This is a genomic window from Paenibacillus sp. FSL E2-0151 (genome assembly GCF_037993015.1).
GTDB lineage: Bacteria > Bacillota > Bacilli > Paenibacillales > Paenibacillaceae > Paenibacillus > Paenibacillus amylolyticus.
Map to the genome: position 1 here is coordinate 751,997 of NZ_CP150308.1, position 17,333 is coordinate 769,329.

Annotated in this window: 17 protein-coding genes; 15 read left to right on the plus strand and 2 right to left on the minus strand. The window is 47.2% G+C overall.

Annotated features, from left to right (window positions below; all coding sequences use genetic code 11):
* Positions 1–71 precede the first annotated feature (71 nt).
* From MHI55_RS03605 to MHI55_RS03625, 5 genes are all read left to right on the plus strand, one after another.
* Positions 72–515: a MarR family transcriptional regulator gene (locus tag MHI55_RS03605; RefSeq protein WP_340031798.1), complete on the plus strand. Its 444-nt coding sequence runs from the start codon at positions 72–74 to the stop codon at positions 513–515.
* 166 nt (positions 516–681) lie between these two features.
* Entirely contained in the window at positions 682–1,263 is a 582-nt protein-coding gene (locus tag MHI55_RS03610; RefSeq protein WP_340388856.1) for an NAD(P)H-dependent oxidoreductase, read from the plus strand.
* 114 nt (positions 1,264–1,377) lie between these two features.
* Positions 1,378–1,689 carry a helix-turn-helix transcriptional regulator gene (locus MHI55_RS03615; RefSeq protein WP_017690814.1) on the plus strand — a complete coding sequence of 104 codons (312 nt, stop codon included), beginning with the start codon at positions 1,378–1,380 and terminating at the stop codon, positions 1,687–1,689.
* Positions 1,690–1,848: 159 nt separating this feature from the next.
* Entirely contained in the window at positions 1,849–2,883 is a 1,035-nt protein-coding gene (locus MHI55_RS03620) for an LLM class flavin-dependent oxidoreductase (RefSeq protein ID WP_340388858.1), read from the plus strand.
* Between the two features lie 308 nt (positions 2,884–3,191).
* Positions 3,192–4,352 (plus strand): AI-2E family transporter, encoded by a 1,161-nt coding sequence (locus MHI55_RS03625; protein ID WP_036614215.1) that lies wholly within the window; start codon positions 3,192–3,194, stop codon positions 4,350–4,352.
* Positions 4,353–4,503: 151 nt separating this feature from the next.
* Here MHI55_RS03625 and MHI55_RS03630 read toward each other — a convergent pair whose 3' ends face one another.
* On the minus strand, positions 4,504–4,875 hold the full coding sequence (locus MHI55_RS03630; protein ID WP_036614212.1) for a metalloregulator ArsR/SmtB family transcription factor: 372 nt from the start codon (positions 4,873–4,875) through the stop codon (positions 4,504–4,506).
* Positions 4,876–5,102: 227 nt separating this feature from the next.
* Here MHI55_RS03630 and MHI55_RS03635 point away from each other — a divergent pair, with 227 nt between their 5' ends.
* The 7 genes from MHI55_RS03635 to MHI55_RS03665 all read left to right on the plus strand — a co-directional run bounded on the left by MHI55_RS03635 (position 5,103) and on the right by MHI55_RS03665 (position 13,402).
* Complete coding sequence (locus MHI55_RS03635; RefSeq protein ID WP_340388860.1) at positions 5,103–7,451, plus strand: heavy metal translocating P-type ATPase; 2,349 nt, start codon at positions 5,103–5,105, stop codon at positions 7,449–7,451.
* 175 nt (positions 7,452–7,626) lie between these two features.
* Positions 7,627–8,013: an SdpI family protein gene (locus MHI55_RS03640; RefSeq protein ID WP_340388862.1), complete on the plus strand. Its 387-nt coding sequence runs from the start codon at positions 7,627–7,629 to the stop codon at positions 8,011–8,013.
* Positions 8,014–8,204: 191 nt separating this feature from the next.
* Entirely contained in the window at positions 8,205–8,657 is a 453-nt protein-coding gene (locus tag MHI55_RS03645) for a MerR family transcriptional regulator (RefSeq protein ID WP_101315043.1), read from the plus strand.
* 230 nt (positions 8,658–8,887) lie between these two features.
* On the plus strand, positions 8,888–10,108 hold the full coding sequence (locus MHI55_RS03650) for an MFS transporter (RefSeq protein ID WP_036614180.1): 1,221 nt from the start codon (positions 8,888–8,890) through the stop codon (positions 10,106–10,108).
* An 18-nt stretch (positions 10,109–10,126) separates the two neighbouring features.
* Positions 10,127–10,549 (plus strand): universal stress protein, encoded by a 423-nt coding sequence (locus MHI55_RS03655; protein WP_340388864.1) that lies wholly within the window; start codon positions 10,127–10,129, stop codon positions 10,547–10,549.
* A 246-nt stretch (positions 10,550–10,795) separates the two neighbouring features.
* The gene (locus tag MHI55_RS03660) at positions 10,796–12,220 is read left to right on the plus strand and encodes an aldehyde dehydrogenase family protein (RefSeq protein WP_340388866.1); all 1,425 of its coding nucleotides are present in this window, start codon (positions 10,796–10,798) and stop codon (positions 12,218–12,220) included.
* 369 nt (positions 12,221–12,589) lie between these two features.
* Entirely contained in the window at positions 12,590–13,402 is an 813-nt protein-coding gene (locus tag MHI55_RS03665; RefSeq protein ID WP_340388868.1) for a TipAS antibiotic-recognition domain-containing protein, read from the plus strand.
* A gap of 151 nt (positions 13,403–13,553) precedes the next feature.
* Here MHI55_RS03665 and MHI55_RS03670 read toward each other — a convergent pair whose 3' ends face one another.
* Positions 13,554–14,051, minus strand: a complete 498-nt coding sequence (locus MHI55_RS03670; RefSeq protein WP_340388871.1) for a GAF domain-containing protein — start codon at positions 14,049–14,051, stop codon at positions 13,554–13,556.
* A gap of 185 nt (positions 14,052–14,236) precedes the next feature.
* On the opposite strand from MHI55_RS03670, the gene MHI55_RS03675 reads away from it, so the two are divergent.
* From MHI55_RS03675 to MHI55_RS03685, 3 genes are all read left to right on the plus strand, one after another.
* Positions 14,237–14,533: a hypothetical protein gene (locus MHI55_RS03675; RefSeq protein ID WP_036614170.1), complete on the plus strand. Its 297-nt coding sequence runs from the start codon at positions 14,237–14,239 to the stop codon at positions 14,531–14,533.
* A gap of 198 nt (positions 14,534–14,731) precedes the next feature.
* Positions 14,732–15,304: a GNAT family protein gene (locus tag MHI55_RS03680; RefSeq protein ID WP_340388873.1), complete on the plus strand. Its 573-nt coding sequence runs from the start codon at positions 14,732–14,734 to the stop codon at positions 15,302–15,304.
* 272 nt (positions 15,305–15,576) lie between these two features.
* The gene (locus tag MHI55_RS03685; protein ID WP_340390569.1) at positions 15,577–17,082 is read left to right on the plus strand and encodes an MDR family MFS transporter; all 1,506 of its coding nucleotides are present in this window, start codon (positions 15,577–15,579) and stop codon (positions 17,080–17,082) included.
* Positions 17,083–17,333 lie beyond the last annotated feature (251 nt).

A 17,333-nucleotide genomic window follows, 5' to 3' on the forward strand; every position in this document is an offset into this window, starting at 1 on the left:
TATTTTCCACATGTTAGCAGGATGGAAAGGGCTGTTTTTCTTTTTTATAAAAAGAACTTGAAAATACATAGATGTCTATGTATAATGAGGTCATGCCTAAATACAACGCAATTGCACTGATTGCAAGAATCAGAGACCATGTCAACAAACGGATTGTACACGAATTGGAACAGCATGAGGTAACAGGGATTGTTCCTTCTCATGGAGATGTATTGATGTTCTTGTACCGGGAAGAGACGCTGTCGATCAAGATGTTGGCTGAACGTGTTCAACGCACGCAACCAACGGTAACGGTACTGGTCAACAAGCTGGAGAAGCTTGGCTATGTTGAACGCAGCAAGAGTGCCGAAGATAGCCGAGTGACGATGATTCGCCTAACCGAACAGGGGAAGCGACTCGAACCGATCTTCCATCAGGTGTCAGAGCAGATTAATGACATCATCTATAGTGGTTTGTCCAATGAACAGTCGGAGCAATTGGAGAGCTTGCTATCCATTATTGTCCGAAAGTTATAATGAATGAACTCTTCTGTCTGCAACCCTTCCAGATTTGACTGGGGTGGAGGCAGAGGAGACCAAATATTTTTTTAATCATATACATAGATATCTATGTATATGGAATGTATCAATGTAACCCCATTTTCGCAATCTAACTCAAACCAAACCTGGAGGGATTCACACCATGAAACATCTTATCGTATATGCTCACCCGCACACAGACAGCTTGAATAACGCAATCCTCAATACTGCTGTAGAAGCTCTCGAAGCTCAAGGCCATGAAGTGGTTGTCCGTGACTTGTACAATCTTGGATTCCAACCCGTACTGACTGAAGCTGACACAGCTTCCATGCGTGCAGGAAAGACACCACAGGATATTGCAACAGAGCAACAGTTTGTTACGGATGCAGAAGTTATCACATTCATCTATCCGATCTGGTGGACAGGTCTTCCTGCCATTATGAAAGGATATGTTGACCGTGTATTCGCCTATGGTTTTGCATATGCAGCAGGTGAAGCGGGAATCGAGAAATTGCTGACAGGCAAAAAAGGACTCATCATCAACACACATGGTACACCAAGTGAAATTTATGACCAGATTGGCATGACTGCTGGACTGAAATTAACTTCAGACGTAGGTATCTTCGATTTTGTAGGTATTGAAGCCGTAGATCATCTGCTCTTCGGTAGTATTGGATACCTGGATGCACCCGCATATCAAGCCATGTTGGATCAGGTTAAACAGACGGTAACGACCAAATTCTAAAATAGATGTTGGTTCCCTATAGAGATTCCATATGATACCAGACCGACTCGATCATGAGTCGGTTTGTTTGTTCATGTGTTTGCAAAATGGATGAAAGGGGGTATAATCGTACCCATGGAACCTATACTTATATTTAAAGCATTATCGAACGAGACACGTAGACAAATCCTGTTGTGGCTCAAAAACCCGGAGCAACACTTCCCACCGCTGGAACTATCTCAGCATCCGGATGGTGGCAAGAACGGAATCTGTGTTGGCACGATTCAACTGAAGGCTGGACTGGCTCAGTCGGTTATATCCAGTTATCTGCTGACTATGCTCAAGGCAGGGTTGCTGCTCTCCGAGCGCAGAGGACAATGGACGTATTATCGGCGCAACGAGGAGACGATACGTCAGTTTGCCGAGTACGTACAGAACGAGTTATAAGCCGGATGCCGGAACGGAAGCTAGGATGCATATGCAGGCAGGGATTCCGTCCGGATGTAAACGGCTAGTTTATGAACACATCACCATATCCAGTTGTGATTTAATTAATCTATATATCTGGATATACAAAAATATAATCATCGAGGAGATTAAACGATAATGACTACAGAAAATACGGCTTCATCCCATAAAGAACATATTAATGACGTTAAGCTTTCCATCCTGGATCTGGCTCCCGTCGTTGTGGGTGCAACACCTGCTGATGCTTTGCGCAACAGTCTCGATCTGGCACAGCATGCAGAGCGTTGGGGATATCACCGTTACTGGGTAGCTGAACATCACAACATGCCGGGTATTGCTTCATCCGCAACTTCGGTTGTTATTGGATATCTGGCTGGTGGAACCAAAACGATTCGTCTGGGTTCAGGAGGCATCATGTTGCCCAACCATGCACCGCTTGTCATCGCTGAGCAGTTCGGCACACTGGAATCCTTGTATCCTGGCAGAATTGATCTGGGACTGGGTCGAGCACCAGGTAGTGACCGCCGTACATCGCTTGCACTACGCAAAGATCTGAACAGTGGGGAAGATTTCCCTGAGCTGTTGGCAGAACTTAGAGCATACTTTGATGCTTCGGCGACATCTTATCATGCACCTGTTCGCGCAGTTCCTGGAGAAGGATTGAATATTCCAATTTACCTCTTGGGTTCCAGTGATTTCAGTGCACGTCTGGCAGGTCAGCTGGGATTGCCGTTTGCTTTTGCCAGCCACTTCTCGCCCGATTACACCCGGATTGCACTGGAAACGTATCGAAACAACTTCCAACCATCTGATAGCTTGAAGGAGCCATATGTAATTGTTGGTGTCAACGCTGTTGTTGCGGATACAGACGAGGAAGCAGCATGGCTGGGTACAACGATGCAACAGCAGTTCCTGAACATTATTCGTGGCACAACGGGATTGGTACAGCCTCCGGCAGAGATGGAAGGCAAATGGACGGATCGTGAGAAAGCTGGTGTGGAGCAGACGCTGAAGGCAGCTGTTAATGGTTCACCAGAAACCGTACGTGGACAGTTGGAGTCTTTCATTCGGCAGACGCAGGCAGATGAGCTGATTATTACGTCGATGATCTATGATCATAAGGCACGTCTGCATTCCTATGAGTTAATCGCACAATTGGCGGGAAAAGCTTAATCTTTATTTTCAGCGTTAAAGCTGGCTTAATGGTAGGGTATAGCTACAAATTTACGGTTCGTCTCCCAGTGAGGCGAGCCGTTTTTGAATAGGGAGAATTTGCAAATGATTCGTGTGGGGCAGAAGACTCATTTTGGGGTAAAATGACTTTACCGGTTTAATTTGAAACGGTTAATCAGCACCATACGTATAAATCCAGAGTGTTATACATATGTTGGCTTGTACAAGGTATTTTTTTCGTGTGTGGGCATTTATTTAGCTTTATAGTTTAGTTTTGATTAAGGGTCATAAGAGAGGACGACACGCCTATGGAGCAACCTGAGCAACCCCGCGTTTGGCCGGAGCGGTTCAAGCGATTTTTTCTTAACAACAAATTTGTTCTATTTCTGCTGATTCTGCTGTTGGTGGGACTGAACGTGATGGTTCTGACCAAAGTATCCTTTGTTCTTCATCCGCTCGCAGTACTCATCAAAACCATTGTGCTACCTATTATTCTGTCAGGCATACTCTACTATCTGCTTAATCCGATTGTGGATGTGATGGAGCGGTGGAAAATTAAGCGGGGCTGGTCCATTCTGATCCTGTATCTTGCGATTGGAGGCATTCTGACCGTTGTAGTGCTGGCAGTCATTCCGGTTGTGCGTAACCAGATTGTGGGGCTGATTGAAAATTTCCCAACCTACAGTGAGACGGTAAAACAGCAGTTTGAGGAGCTTACGGGCAGTAAATTGTTCGGTCAGTTCCAGGAAACGGTGAATCTGAATTCGCAGGACTGGTGGGGAACAATCTCCCAAAAGGCTACTGAAATTCTGAACTCGACCTGGACCAAATTGGGCGGATTCCTCGGAGCTTTCACTGAGACCGTGCTGTCTATCGTAACGGTTCCATTCATTCTGTTCTATCTGCTGAAAGACGGCAAGAAGCTGCCAGCGAAAATTCTGTCTTTCCTGCCGATCAAGAGCCGTACGGGTGCAATGCATGTGCTGGAAGACATCAATCACCAGATCAGTTCATTCATTCGTGGACAGATTATCGTCAGCTTCTGCATCGGTATTCTGCTCTACATCGGTTATATGGTCATTGGTCTGGATTATGCACTGATTCTTGCAATTATCGCATCGTTCACAAGTGTTGTTCCGTATCTGGGACCAGCAATTGCGATTACACCTGCGTTGATTGTGGCCCTGGTTACTTCGCCGGTGATGCTGTTGAAGATGGTTGCCGTATGGACAATCGTGCAGTTAATCGAAGGTAAATTCATCTCGCCGCAGATCATGGGTAAAACGCTGAAAATCCATCCTATCACGATTATCTTTGTCATTCTGACTTCGGGTAATCTGTTTGGAGTCGTGGGCATTCTGCTCGCTGTTCCAGGATACGCGGTGCTCAAAGTATGTGTATCACATATCTTCAACTGGTTTAAGGACAGATCGGGCCTGTACGACCCGAACAAGAACAATCTTTTATAACCGAAGTGGCAAGCTCCAAGAGATAGTTAATCAGAAGATTTAGTCACTTTGTATCCTGTATAAAACGGTACCCTTACCAAGAAGAACCCCCGTCCATCGGCATACAGCCGAGAGGCGGGGGTTCTTCTGCATGAACAAGCTTGGCTGCTGCCTAGCTGTGTTTAATATGTTGGAGCGTTTGCAGGAAAATCTGCTCAATATGAGCATCATCCAGAGAGTAGTACACGGTCTTGCCTTCCTTGCGCCGCTTGACAATCCGCATGTTGCGGAGTGAACGCAACTGGTGTGAAATGGCCGACTGTCCCATGTCGAGCAGAACCGTCAGGTCATGAACACATAATTCCTTCTGTAACAGCGCATCAATAATACGTAGACGTGTGGGGTCGCTGAATGCCTTGAACCAATCTGCCATCTCGGAAGACGTCTCCCGATCTATGAGTGAAGTGCGAATCGTCTGCACGTCGGCTTCAGTACCTGAGCAGGCTGCATCACATTCGCTTGGTGCTTTAACCGGTTGTTCCATTTCCTATCACCGCCTATGTTAACAACTATAGCTCTATTATATCCAAAACCCGCCTAAAGCGAAATGATTACTATTAGCATAATCTGTATGAAAAATCAACAACGATTGTTGACACTCATGTTTAGGCGTGCATATAATAGGGGTAACCAAACATATGAATGAGTGCTCATATATTGAATACAATTGAAATATAACATCGTTTTTGTACTGCAAAGGGGAGAATTCACATGGGAACCGGACAGGAACAGGTGAAAAGGGAACTGCTGCTTGATGGACTGGATTGTGCGAACTGCGCATTAAAGATCGAGAATGGGGTCAAAAAAATTAAGGGCATTAACGAATGCTCTGTCAATTTTGTTACCAAAACACTATCGCTACACACCACTTCCGATATGGATGAACAGGTAGTGGAAGAAGCAAAGCGCAAAGTGCTTCGGCTGGAGCCGCATATTCGCATTTCGGAAAAAGGAAAACACGTGAACGGACATGTGCACACCCATACAGGTAGTGCAGGTGGTGCGCATAACCACAGTCATGACCATGCCGGACATAATCATGGACATTCACATTCACATGGCAAACACTCGCATACTCATGATCACTCAGATTCAGAGGGACACACACATGGTCATGTGCATGAGCACGGAGGTCATGCTGGACATGATCACAGCCATACCCATGATGATGCCCATGCAGGCCACTCACATGAACATGGTGCAGGACAGACAAAAGTGTTACTTGCTCGTCTTGCTGCAGGTTCTGTGCTGCTCGCAGCCGCAATCTGGTCGCCGCTGGAGGGCTGGGCACAGTTTACTCTATATGCGCTCGCTTATCTGATTGCCGGGGGAGATATCGTGCTCCAGGCGTCCAAAAACATCATCCGCGGTCAGGTATTCGATGAATACTTCCTGATGTCCGTCGCTACCTTGGGTGCTTTTGCCATTGGAGAGTATCCGGAAGGGGTAGCGGTCATGCTCTTTTATCAGCTCGGGGAGCTGTTTCAGGGCATGGCGGTTAATCGGTCACGTAAGTCGATTCAGTCACTCATGGACATTCGCCCGGACTACGCGAATATCCTGACGGGTTCGGGTGACGAGACCCGTCGTGTATCTCCGGAAGACGTACGGATTGGTGATCGTATTGTCGTGAAAGCAGGAGAGCGAGTACCACTGGATGGTATCGTTAGAGCTGGGCGTTCCATGGTGGACACTTCTGCTCTGACAGGTGAATCCGTACCTCGTGAGCTGGAGCCTGGAAGTGATGTACTGAGTGGATTTGTGAACAAAAATGGTATGTTGACGATTGAAGTAACCAAAACGTTTGGTGAATCAACGGTATCCAAGATTTTGGACCTGGTGCAGAACGCGAGCAGTCGGAAAGCGAAAACAGAACATTTTATTAGTAAATTTGCTCGTTATTACACACCGGTTGTTGTTATCCTTGCAGCCGTGATTGCATTTGTTCCGCCGTTGATACTTAGTGGTGCAACATTTGCTGACTGGATCTATCGTGCATTGGTCTTCCTGGTTATCTCATGCCCTTGTGCGCTCGTGGTCTCTATTCCACTTGGTTTCTTTGGTGGTATCGGAGCAGCTTCACGTAACGGGATTCTTGTCAAAGGCAGTAACTACCTTGAAGCGTTGAACGATGTAAAAGTTGTTGTTTTTGATAAAACGGGTACACTAACCAAAGGTGTATTCAAAGTAACAGCCATTCGTCCCGAAGGTGGACGCACGGAAGAAGAACTGATGGAGCTTGCAGCCATTGCCGAAGCCAATTCCAATCATCCGATTGCCGAATCCATTCGCGCAGCTTGGGCCAAGGCCATTCCCACGCAAGGTGTGGAAGGTTATGACGAAGTTGCCGGACATGGGATTAAGGTGAGCGTCGATGGTCGGGAAGTGCTTGCAGGCAACGCCAAATTAATGAAGCAGGCGGGTATATCCTATACCACACCAGAGACGGCTGGAACGATAGTCCACGTGGCTGAAGCTGGCACGTATGTTGGTCATCTGATCATTGCCGATGAAGTGAAGGATGACGCAGCCGCGGCCATTCAGGCGCTGAAGAAACTCGGCATCCGCAAAACGGTCATGCTGACAGGTGATGCCAAAGCCGTAGGTGAAGCGGTAGGACGTGAGCTGGGTGTGGATGAGATCTACGCTGAATTGTTGCCACAGGATAAAGTCGAGCGGCTGGAGCAACTGGAAGCTGCCAAATCTGCGAAGGAGAAAATGGTGTTTGTCGGTGACGGTATCAACGATACACCTGTGCTGGCACGCGCCGATGTGGGTGTGGCCATGGGTGGACTTGGTTCAGATGCCGCGATTGAAGCAGCAGATGTGGTCATCATGACCGATGAACCGTCGAAACTAGCGAGTGCAATCCGCATTGCTAAGCGTACACGAATGATTGTGTGGCAAAATATCGCGTTTGCTCTGGGAGTTAAAGCGATCTTCCTGTTACTCGGTGTGTTTGGCATAGCTACCATGTGGGAAGCGGTATTCTCCGATGTCGGTGTCACAGTGCTGGCTGTACTGAACGCCATGCGTGTACTTCGAGTGAAGAATATCTAAGTTTACGAAACGATCCAGGCGGCTCTTCGTATATACGTAGAGCCGTTTTTATATTTTTATGTAGATAAGTCTAACTAGACATTTACACGAGAACGGAGAGGACAGAAATAACCTGAAGAAGCGAAGCTACATCGGAAGGTTATTCTGTCATCGGAGTGTCAGTGTGAGCAGGTCTATGGAAGACAACAGTGAAGGGGAGAACGTTTTGGCAGGAGCAGTAGTAGGGATCATCATCGGAGTGTGTTATTTCATTCTGGGGTTCATGGTGTTCAAAAAACCACCGAAAATGATTAACGGAATATATGGTTATCGGACCCCGCGTGCAATGAGTAATCCCGATTTGTGGGATGAAGCGCAAAGTTACAGCGCCAATCTAATGATGCAATTTGGTGTGATTATTACGATATTCGGCATTATCGGTTTCTGGCTTACAGATGTACGAGCTTTGGTGCTGAGTCTGGTTGCTACAGGATTTTATACGTTCAGACTGTTTACCAGAGTTGAAGGCCGGTTGAAGCAAATGCAGCGTGCACAACAGCAACAGAATGAGCAGAACGTTTAAGGTAAAATGAATGAATAGTGTAGAGAGGAAGACTCGCGTGTGAAGCGGGTCTTTTTTTGTTGAAGATAGAGAATGGAAGTCGATGTTCAACTCGCTAAGACTTTATGTGTAAAAATCTAACGTTGACGTTAACGTTAATATTATATATAATTATGTACATAACATTATAGACATATGGAAGAGGTGAAGGAATGAGTTTATATAAAATCGACGACGTAGCCAAGGAATGTGGTTTGACCAAGCGAACCATTCGGTATTATGAAGAGATTGGTGTCATGCCTTCACCTCAGCGGACAGATGGCGGGACGCGGTTGTACACTCGGGAGGATATCGATTATCTGAAAAAGGTGGTTCGCGCCAAAGAGGTACTTGGATTCTCCCTTCAGGAGTTACATACCTATGTGGCAACAGCAGATGCCTTGAACGAACAACGTTTTGACTACCAGCAGACGACCGAAGTAAGAGAACGGATCGAGAAGCTTACCGCGATGGAAACAACGCTGGATGGTCAGTTGCAACTGATTGAGCAGAAACTTCAGAGCATACATGCCGTACAGACTGAACTGGAAGAGCTGCGTGAACGCGTTCGGAGTGGTATTCAGAAGTTACAGGCACATGATCCGCAGGGTGATGAAGACGGCTAACCGAATTAGCATCTATTTTCAAATAAACAAAACTGTATACACATAATCGCTACATAGAGTGAGCACCATAGTACCTGTGGCGATCCTGTACAAACACCGGATGTTTCGGTGTCATTTGTGCCGTTTTGTTACCTCTAATTCTGAAAATGTATAGAATATTTTCATTATTTTCAAGGTCGTTTTCAAATATAAAGCTTAACCACATAAATTATTCACAGGAGGAATTACGTATGAAAAGAGAGCCATCATTACCGGACGAATTGCCGTCATCACGTGGGGGCCTGTTATCCCAGCCGCGAGCGGTATGGGCGGTTGCCTTTGCATGTATCATATCCTTTATGGGTCTGGGTCTGGTTGACCCGATCCTGCCCGCGATTGCAGATCAGCTACATGCTTCGAAAAGCCAGGTGTCGCTGCTATTTACCAGTTATAACGCTGTAACCGGTGTAGCGATGCTGATTACAGGTGTCGTATCCAGCCGGATTGGTGTGAAGTGGACGCTGCTCAGCGGCATATTGTTGATTATTATCTTCTCATTCCTCGGCGGTACCTCAGACACGGTAGGTGCACTGGTCGGTTACCGTGGCGGTTGGGGACTAGGGAATGCCTTGTTCATCGCAACGGCGTTATCTGCCATTGTGGGACTGTCCACGTCAGGGACAGCCAAGGCAATTATTTTGTACGAAGCAGCACTTGGTCTCGGGATTGCGGTTGGTCCACTGCTTGGTGGTGAGCTGGGTTCCATCTCTTGGCGTGGCCCGTTCTACGGCGTGGCTGTTCTGATGGCGATTGCCTTTATAAGCATTACATTTATGTTGCCCAAGATGGCCAAACCGAAAACACGCAGTTCTTTGTCCGATCCGTTCAAAGCATTAAGTTATCCTTCATTGAAAACATTGGCGATTACCGCCTTCCTGTATAACTTTGGTTTCTTTACCTTGATGGCTTATTCACCATATGTCATGAATCTGGATGAGCACGGCTTGGGTTATGTATTCTTTGGCTGGGGACTGATGCTGGCGATTACGTCGGTATTCGTGGCACCAAGATTACAACGCCGATTCGGATCGGTTCCGTCCATGAGTGTCATGCTTACATTGTTCGCGATTGATCTGGTTGTTATGGCAGTAGGTACGGTGATGGGTTCACCAACTACCGTTATTGTGGCAGTCATTGTAGCGGGGATTTTCCTTGGGATTAACAACACGTTAATTACAACGGCTGTTATGGAAGCTGCACCTGTAGAGCGTTCTGTTGCTTCTGCTGCATACAGCTTCGTTCGTTTCCTGGGTGGTGCACTTGCTCCATGGCTTGCGGGTAAATTGTCCGAGTGGTTCCTGCCGGAAACGCCGTTTTATTTTGGTGCATTAATGGTTCTGGTTGGAGTCGTGGTACTGCTGGTGCGCCGTCATCATCTGCGGGATATCGATTCCGCCATTACATCTCATTAATTCACAGGAGGAATTGCAATGTTGAAACGTATATTGGTTGCTGTTGATGGTTCGGATCATGCTCATAAGGCTTTGGAACAAGCTCTGATCCTGGCTGAAGATATGAAACATCCCGCAAGTCTGTTGATCGTGCATGTGAATCCTGCCATTTCGATCAATGAACCTGCATTGGGTGTTGATCTGGAAGCTCGGATTGCCGAAGAAGGGCAACATATTATAGAACCTGTGACTAATCAGTTGTCCGGGCGTGACATTGCATATGAAACACTACTGATTGCAGGTGATCCCGTTAATGAGATCTGCCGTGTGGCGCGTGAACGAGATTGTGGAATGATTGTGATGGGTACAGGCGGGAAAGGCATGCTCGCAGAGATGATCGTGGGCAGTGTCAGTCATGGCGTGTTAAAACATGCAGAATGTCCCGTCCTGACGGTTAAATAGGTTGTGAAATCCTTTATAATGCAATAGCTCAAGATCGCCACAATGGCTCATCAGGTACGTTACAAGCTATGATTGCCGAATACCGTAGTGGGTTGATGGCACGGAAATAGTGTATAAATAGATTATATAAATTAAACTGAACTTTTACATGAGACAGCGATTGGTGGGTTGTTCTGTCATCGAAGTGGCAGTGTAATATTCTTTTCTCTAGTTCAATAGGTTCTAAAAGGATGGAGGATGCAACATATGAAAAAACAACATCTGTTTATCGGTGGCAAACCCACCGAATCCGTAGATTATAAAACACTTCAAGCACCATACTCCGGGGAAACGCTCGCAGAAGTCTCGTCGGCTTCAGCCGAGGAAGCGGAGGCTGCTATTGCAGCTGCCGTTCAGGCTGGGAAGGCAATGCGCCAGATGCCTGCACATCAGCGTGCAGATATTCTGTACAAGTTGTCCTCCATGCTCGAAGAACGCAAGGAAGAAGCAGCGCGAATCATAGCGCTTGAAGCGGCGAAGCCGATTACCGCAGCGCTGGCCGAGGTTGACCGGACGGTGGAAACGTATCGTTTTGCCGCTGAGGAAGCCAAGCGACTGACCGGAGAGACGGTTCCGATGGATGCAGCCAAAGGTGGAGAAGGACGTATCGGTTATACGATGCGGCAACCTCTAGGTGTCATCGGTGCGATTACACCGTTTAATTTTCCAATGAATCTGGTAGCCCACAAGGTAGGTCCAGCGCTGGCAGCGGGCAATACGATTGTTCTCAAACCTGCGGAGCAGACGCCTCTGTCTTCCTATTACATCGCTAATCTGCTTCAGGAAGCCGGATTGCCGGATGGTGCACTGAACGTGGTGAGCGGTGATGGCAAAACCATTGGTGATGTGCTTGTGGAGCACCCCCGTGTTGCTTATATTACGTTTACAGGCAGTCCAGCGGTAGGGACGAGCATTCGTAGCAAAGCAGGACTCAAACGCGTGACACTGGAGCTTGGGTCGAATGCAGCGGTGATTGTGGATAAGGACGCAGATCTGGACAAAGTGGTTCCTCGATGTGTGACCGGTGCTTTCACGTATCAGGGACAGGTATGTATCTCGCTACAGCGAATCTACGTACATCGTGACATCTCGGAAGAATTCATCCGGCGTTTCGCTGAAGCGGCTAAACAAGTGGTGGTCGGAGACCCGCTGAGCCCGGATACGGTGGTCTCTGCGCTGATTACCTCCAAAGATGTACAGCGTACACTCGACTGGATTGAAGAAGCCAAACAGGCAGGGGCTGAGGTGGCAGCAGGCGGTCAAGCTGAAGGAGGCATTCTTCGTCCAACGGTATTGATTAACGTTCCGCGTGATGCCAAGGTATCCTGTCAGGAAGTGTTTGCACCCATCGTTGTGATCAATACGGTAGATTCCGTTGAAGAGGGTATTGAACATGTTAACGATTCGATATACGGGCTTCAGGCAGGCGTATTTACAAACGATATCCATACCGCCCTCCATGCTGTCGATCAGATTGAAGCAGGCGGAGTTATGATTAATGATATTCCGACGTTCCGAGTGGATCACATGCCCTATGGTGGGGTGAAACAGAGTGGTATCGGACGTGAAGGTGTAAAATATGCTGTAGAGGAAATGACGGAATTGAAATTTGTTATGTTTAACAAAGGGTGATTCTCTTCCATTATTTTACTCAATATACCGTATGCCAATGAAAACATAACCACACACTCCTGTGCCAGAATAATGGCACAGGTTTTTTTATATGAAGATCATGGAAAAAGTTTTCAAAAATACATGCGGATTCTTCGCCGACTGCGGGTTCACATCTGATGAGACGGGTATAACATAGTTAACATACCGCAACATAACTGACCAAACGCCGCTCATATCACCGAAGCATGATGTACCCATCCAGAGCACGAGCGGAATGAAGCGGTACAGCATTGCCGAAAGTCTTATATTCTCTCATTATTCAAATACAATGCAGTATGAATTAAGCCTGAACTCTGGAGTTGCAGGACAGGCAGGAGGTGTATTCAAATGGCATATTCCATGGTTGACGTATCGGGAATGTCAGGCGTAAGTCTGAACGAACTGAGCCAGTATGCGGAGACAGGTCTTCTGAATCCGGCTTTTGGGGATATAGATGAGGACATCTATTATGAAAAGCAGGAATTGCTGAGACTCCAGCAAATCCTTTTCTGTAAGGAAGTAGGTATGAAGGAGAATGAGATTGCCCCGATGCTACGGGATAATCCTCAGGATGTCATACGCATCATGAAGCAGCATCGCATTGATATTCTGGAGAAGGCATTGCGTCTGCATGGATTGATTCAGACACTGGACAAAACGATCTCTCATTTGCAAGGTGAACAGGAAATTGATGAACATGATCTTTATATCGGTTTTGTAAATAAGGGGCGTCACCAGTTGCTGAATGAATCGGGTTTTGAAGCTGTAGTCACTAATAATATGAACCATGTGCAGACAGACGGTGCTCAGAGGTCCGACATCCAATCTTCCAATTCATCCACATTACCTGAAAATCAGGAGTTGAAGTCAAAAGAAGATTATCTGGATTCCCAGGCGAAAATTGATCAAGTTCATCTGGACTTGCAACAGGCCATTGAGGACGGATTGGAGCCCGGTAGTGCAAAAGTACAACAGATTATTGGCAGGCATCTTGAATGGATCAAAGGTTATTATACACCCACCGCTGAGATCTATCGGGATTTGGCCAATCTGTATGTAGAGCATAAAAATTTCCGTCAGATGTATGATGGTTACCACCCGAGGCTGGCTGAATTCCTGCGGGATGGGATGATGATTAAAGCGGAACATGATTTATCCTAGATGCATAAAGTAACATGGGCGAGCAAGAACATGGGTGTGAATCATAATGGATAACAAAGAGCGCAGACCTCTGAGAGGACTGCGCTCTTTGTTATTACGGGTTCTTTATCATCGTGTGTGATGAGACTCCGATCACCTTATTCATCATTTCCTAAAGGGGTATGGTTGCCTCCAACTGCTCTGTGAGCAGGCTTACGGCTTTCTCCAGGAAGACGCGGTCTTCGTCGTCAAAACGGTTTTTGATCGGGCTGTCGATATCCAGCACCCCGTACAGTTCGCCGTTTTTGATAATCGGCACGACAATCTCACTGTTGGATGCTGCATCACAGGCAATGTGGCCTGGGAAGGCATGAACATCATCAACGACCAGGGTACGTTTTTCCGTAGCAGATGTGCCGCATACACCACGTCCCAATGGAATTCGGATACAGGCAGGCAGTCCTTGGAATGGCCCAAGGACCAGTTCTTTTCCATCATACAGATAGAAGCCGACCCAATTTGTGTCGGTCATAAATACATTGAGCAGCGCAGCAGCGTTCGCCAGATTGGCAATCGCACTAGGTTCATCGCGGATCAGAGCACTTAACTGTCCCAGGACGGCGGTGTGCTGCTCACTTCGTGTTCCTTCATAGGAAACAGCTTGAAACATGGTAAATCACCCTCCCGAGCAAAATGGTACTTATTTTCAAGATAGTGCAGAGGATGCGGTTAGTCAAGCGGAGGATTTCGGAAAGGGAAGGGAATACCTGAAGAATCCTCCTGTTTCTCAGCTTCTTACGTGGGGTAATTACTTAGCAACCACGGAGGGCTATAACCCGGGAAGGAGCTTGGCTTATGCATGCAGAGGTACAGAATCTTTTTGTACGGATTCATCTACTATATTTCGCGCAAAATCAGGATTTGAACGTTAGCGAGGCACTGCCCCTATTGGAAGAACGGGGATATCGCGTTGGAGAGCGGGAGATCAAGCAGGAGCTTGAACACCTGACACAGGAGAATTTCCTGACCGCCCACGGGGACCAATGGAGCCTGACCGGGACTGGCATCGAAGAATTCAAGGAAATCACGGCTGTGTTTGGCCGGGTTAGCGATGAATTACTGGGGAAGGGCAAGAAAACGTCCAAAGCTTAAAATCATTAGGACAAGCCATGATTCCGTAATTCACTCAAACTTGAATTGTTCCATACGTACAATAAGACCGGGAGCGACATTGGCCCGGTTTTTTGACGTGTGTGCATGACTGAATAGTTGCCATTCGGCGCAGGTTATGATTAGATGACTAGTGAATATTATGGTCTGCGGAGATAGATCGGATCGGAGTGTCTTTATATGTATAAATGCAAAGGAAGAATTCCCGAAATGGAGACTGCGCGGCTTCGTCTGCGTAAAATGCGTCGCCGGGATGCGGCCCAGATGTTCGCATGCTGGTCAGATCGCGAGGTGACCCGTTACATGAATCTTGCACCCATGATTGGGACAAGCGAAGCGGCGGACATGATTGGGCTGCTCAACCAAATGGCAGGAGAAGAGGATGCGATCCGGTGGGGGATCGAACTCAAAGAAACAGGCAAGCTCATCGGCAGCTGTGGATTCAATACATGGCAGCTTGAAGGCGCATTCCGGGGTGAGATTGGTTATGAGCTGGGACGTGATTATTGGCGCTATGGTTATATGACGGAGGCTTTCTCCGCGTTGCTGCCCTTTGGGTATGAGACCATGGGTCTTAATCGAATTGAAGCGCTGGTTGATCCGCGTAATCTGGCTTCCGGCGAGTTCCTGACAAACCGCGGTTTCACGCGAGAAGGGTTGCTGCGACAGGTGCAACATACGTCAACCGGATACAAGGATATGGTGATGTATTCGATGCTGTATGATGAGTTCCTTCGCAAGCGAGGTAAATAAAAGAGACAATATATAATTGCTTTTAAATTTACACGTAAACGAAGAAACAGAACAAAGCTGGAGAAGCGAAGCGATCGCCTTTAAAGCTTTCTGAAAGAAAGCTACATCGGAAGCATACGCTATCACCGGATTTCTCCTTTAGAGAGGAGAAGAAAAAATCTGGGGATAACAGCGATTGGAAGCTTGTTCTGGTTCGTAGTAGAGGTGTAAATTAACGTACCAATTATATAGAGAATGAAGAGAGAAGGGTTTGTGTGAATGCAACTGGAGGTTTGAAGCGCAGTTTCATCTTGACGGGGCTGTTGCTCGCGACATTTCTGTCAGCGATTGAAGGCACCGTAATTGGTCCGGCAGGGCCGACCATTGTCAGTGAACTGGGGAGTGTACAGCTGCTGAGCTGGATTTTCACCGCATACCTGTTGACGATGGCTGTGAGTACGCCCATTTTCGGTAAAATCAGTGACTTGTATGGACGAAAGCCTGTATTTCTGATTGGCTGTGCCTTATTTTTACTGGGTTCACTCTTGTGCTGTCTTTCGCAGAACATGGAGCAATTAATTATTTTTCGTGCAATACAGGGGATTGGTGCGGGTGCGGTAGTTCCTGTTACATTTACGATTATCGGGGACATCTACGCCATTGAAGAACGTGGCAAAATCCAAGGCTGGATTAGCTCCGTGTGGGGTATTTCCTCTCTGGCGGGACCGCTGCTTGGCGGTTATTTTGTAGATAATCTCGGCTGGCAGTGGATCTTTGGTTTTAATGTGCCATTTGGTCTGCTTGCGATGTGGTTTGTATTTCGTTATCTGAAGGAAGATATCTCTCCGCGTACAGCCAAAATTGACTATGTTGGTGCGCTGACCTTCACGGTGGGCATTACCGCATTGTTGTTTGTCCTGTCGGCGGGTGGGCAATATTATGCCTGGAGTTCGCCGTTGATTGTTGTGCTGAGTGTGGTCGCCGCTCTGTTTATCATTTTATTTTTTGTGGTGGAAAAAAGAGCTCAGGCTCCAATGGTTCCACTACATCTGTTCCGAATTCGGGACATCCGTGTGGCGAATATCGCTGGACTGCTGACCAGTACTTTGATGATCGGCCTGACCAGTTATTTGCCGCTCTGGGTGCAGGGGGTTCGGGGAGGTAATGCGACGGAATCCGGGCTGTTGCTCGCACCGATGTCGGTGGGTTGGCTCATTGGTAGTGTGATGGCAGGCCGTCTGTTAATGAAAATTGGATCACGTATGACCGCATTGATTGGGTTAACCGGTATTGCGATTGGATCGGGTGGACTCTTTCTGGTGGGCGGAACATCCCCGCAGGCTGTGCTCTTTATATTGACCTTTATTTATGGTCTTGGTTTCGGTTTTGCGTTTACGATCTTCACCATTATTGCGCAGTCTTCTGTAGGATATAAGGAGCGTGGCTCCTCTACGGCATTGCACACGTTCATGCGTACGTTGGGACAGACGATTGGTGCAGCGGCTTTTGGCACTTGGTTAAACTATCGGATCTCGACGTTATCCAGTGAACAGAATCTGGCGGAGGCTGGAATTTCGGAGAATGATCTGAATGAACTGCTCGCACCACATACGGATGCTGCCCTATCTGATGACAAATGGGCGCTGCTGCGTAACGTTTTGGAAGGAAGCTTGCATTCCCTATTTGTGATTATGTTTGTCATTGCATTGGTGTCGTGGGTAACGACGCTGGCTTTACGCAAACGTTTAATTGTACCCGAAGATGCAGATGCTCCAACGCAGCCACAAGGCTCAAAGTAAAAAGTAGATATATATACGAAAAACCGGATTCGCCGATGTCAGGCAAATCCGGTTATTTTTGTTGATGGCACACGTGCAGTGGACTAGATTACATCTTCAAACTCAGGCAAGTGATATGTTGGGGGTGTCTGGGCCAAAAGCATTTTGAAGTACAGGCTGGCTGATCCTGGTGAATTGTCCAGACGAATTTCTAAGGAACCGAGGACGTCTTATTTGACCTTCTGCTCGTCTTTCTAAATTGTAAGGAACAT

Excerpts from the sequence above, each read along its gene's own strand:
- MHI55_RS03625 (WP_036614215.1), top strand. The coding sequence starts at position 3,192 with ATGGAGCAACCTGAGCAACCCCGCGTTTGGCCGGAGCGGTTCAAGCGA.
- MHI55_RS03655 (WP_340388864.1), top strand. The coding sequence starts at position 10,127 with ATGTTGAAACGTATATTGGTTGCTGTTGATGGTTCGGATCATGCTCAT.
- MHI55_RS03680 (WP_340388873.1), top strand. The coding sequence starts at position 14,732 with ATGTATAAATGCAAAGGAAGAATTCCCGAAATGGAGACTGCGCGGCTT.
- MHI55_RS03635 (WP_340388860.1), top strand. The coding sequence starts at position 5,103 with ATGGGAACCGGACAGGAACAGGTGAAAAGGGAACTGCTGCTTGATGGA.
- MHI55_RS03675 (WP_036614170.1), top strand. The coding sequence starts at position 14,237 with ATGCATGCAGAGGTACAGAATCTTTTTGTACGGATTCATCTACTATAT.
- MHI55_RS03620 (WP_340388858.1), top strand. The coding sequence starts at position 1,849 with ATGACTACAGAAAATACGGCTTCATCCCATAAAGAACATATTAATGAC.
- MHI55_RS03615 (WP_017690814.1), top strand. The coding sequence starts at position 1,378 with ATGGAACCTATACTTATATTTAAAGCATTATCGAACGAGACACGTAGA.
- MHI55_RS03605 (WP_340031798.1), top strand. The coding sequence starts at position 72 with ATGTCTATGTATAATGAGGTCATGCCTAAATACAACGCAATTGCACTG.
- MHI55_RS03650 (WP_036614180.1), top strand. The coding sequence starts at position 8,888 with ATGAAAAGAGAGCCATCATTACCGGACGAATTGCCGTCATCACGTGGG.
- MHI55_RS03645 (WP_101315043.1), top strand. The coding sequence starts at position 8,205 with ATGAGTTTATATAAAATCGACGACGTAGCCAAGGAATGTGGTTTGACC.
- MHI55_RS03640 (WP_340388862.1), top strand. The coding sequence starts at position 7,627 with ATGGAAGACAACAGTGAAGGGGAGAACGTTTTGGCAGGAGCAGTAGTA.
- MHI55_RS03610 (WP_340388856.1), top strand. The coding sequence starts at position 682 with ATGAAACATCTTATCGTATATGCTCACCCGCACACAGACAGCTTGAAT.
- MHI55_RS03665 (WP_340388868.1), top strand. The coding sequence starts at position 12,590 with ATGGCATATTCCATGGTTGACGTATCGGGAATGTCAGGCGTAAGTCTG.
- MHI55_RS03660 (WP_340388866.1), top strand. The coding sequence starts at position 10,796 with ATGAAAAAACAACATCTGTTTATCGGTGGCAAACCCACCGAATCCGTA.
- MHI55_RS03670 (WP_340388871.1), bottom strand. The coding sequence starts at position 14,051 with ATGTTTCAAGCTGTTTCCTATGAAGGAACACGAAGTGAGCAGCACACC.
- MHI55_RS03630 (WP_036614212.1), bottom strand. The coding sequence starts at position 4,875 with ATGGAACAACCGGTTAAAGCACCAAGCGAATGTGATGCAGCCTGCTCA.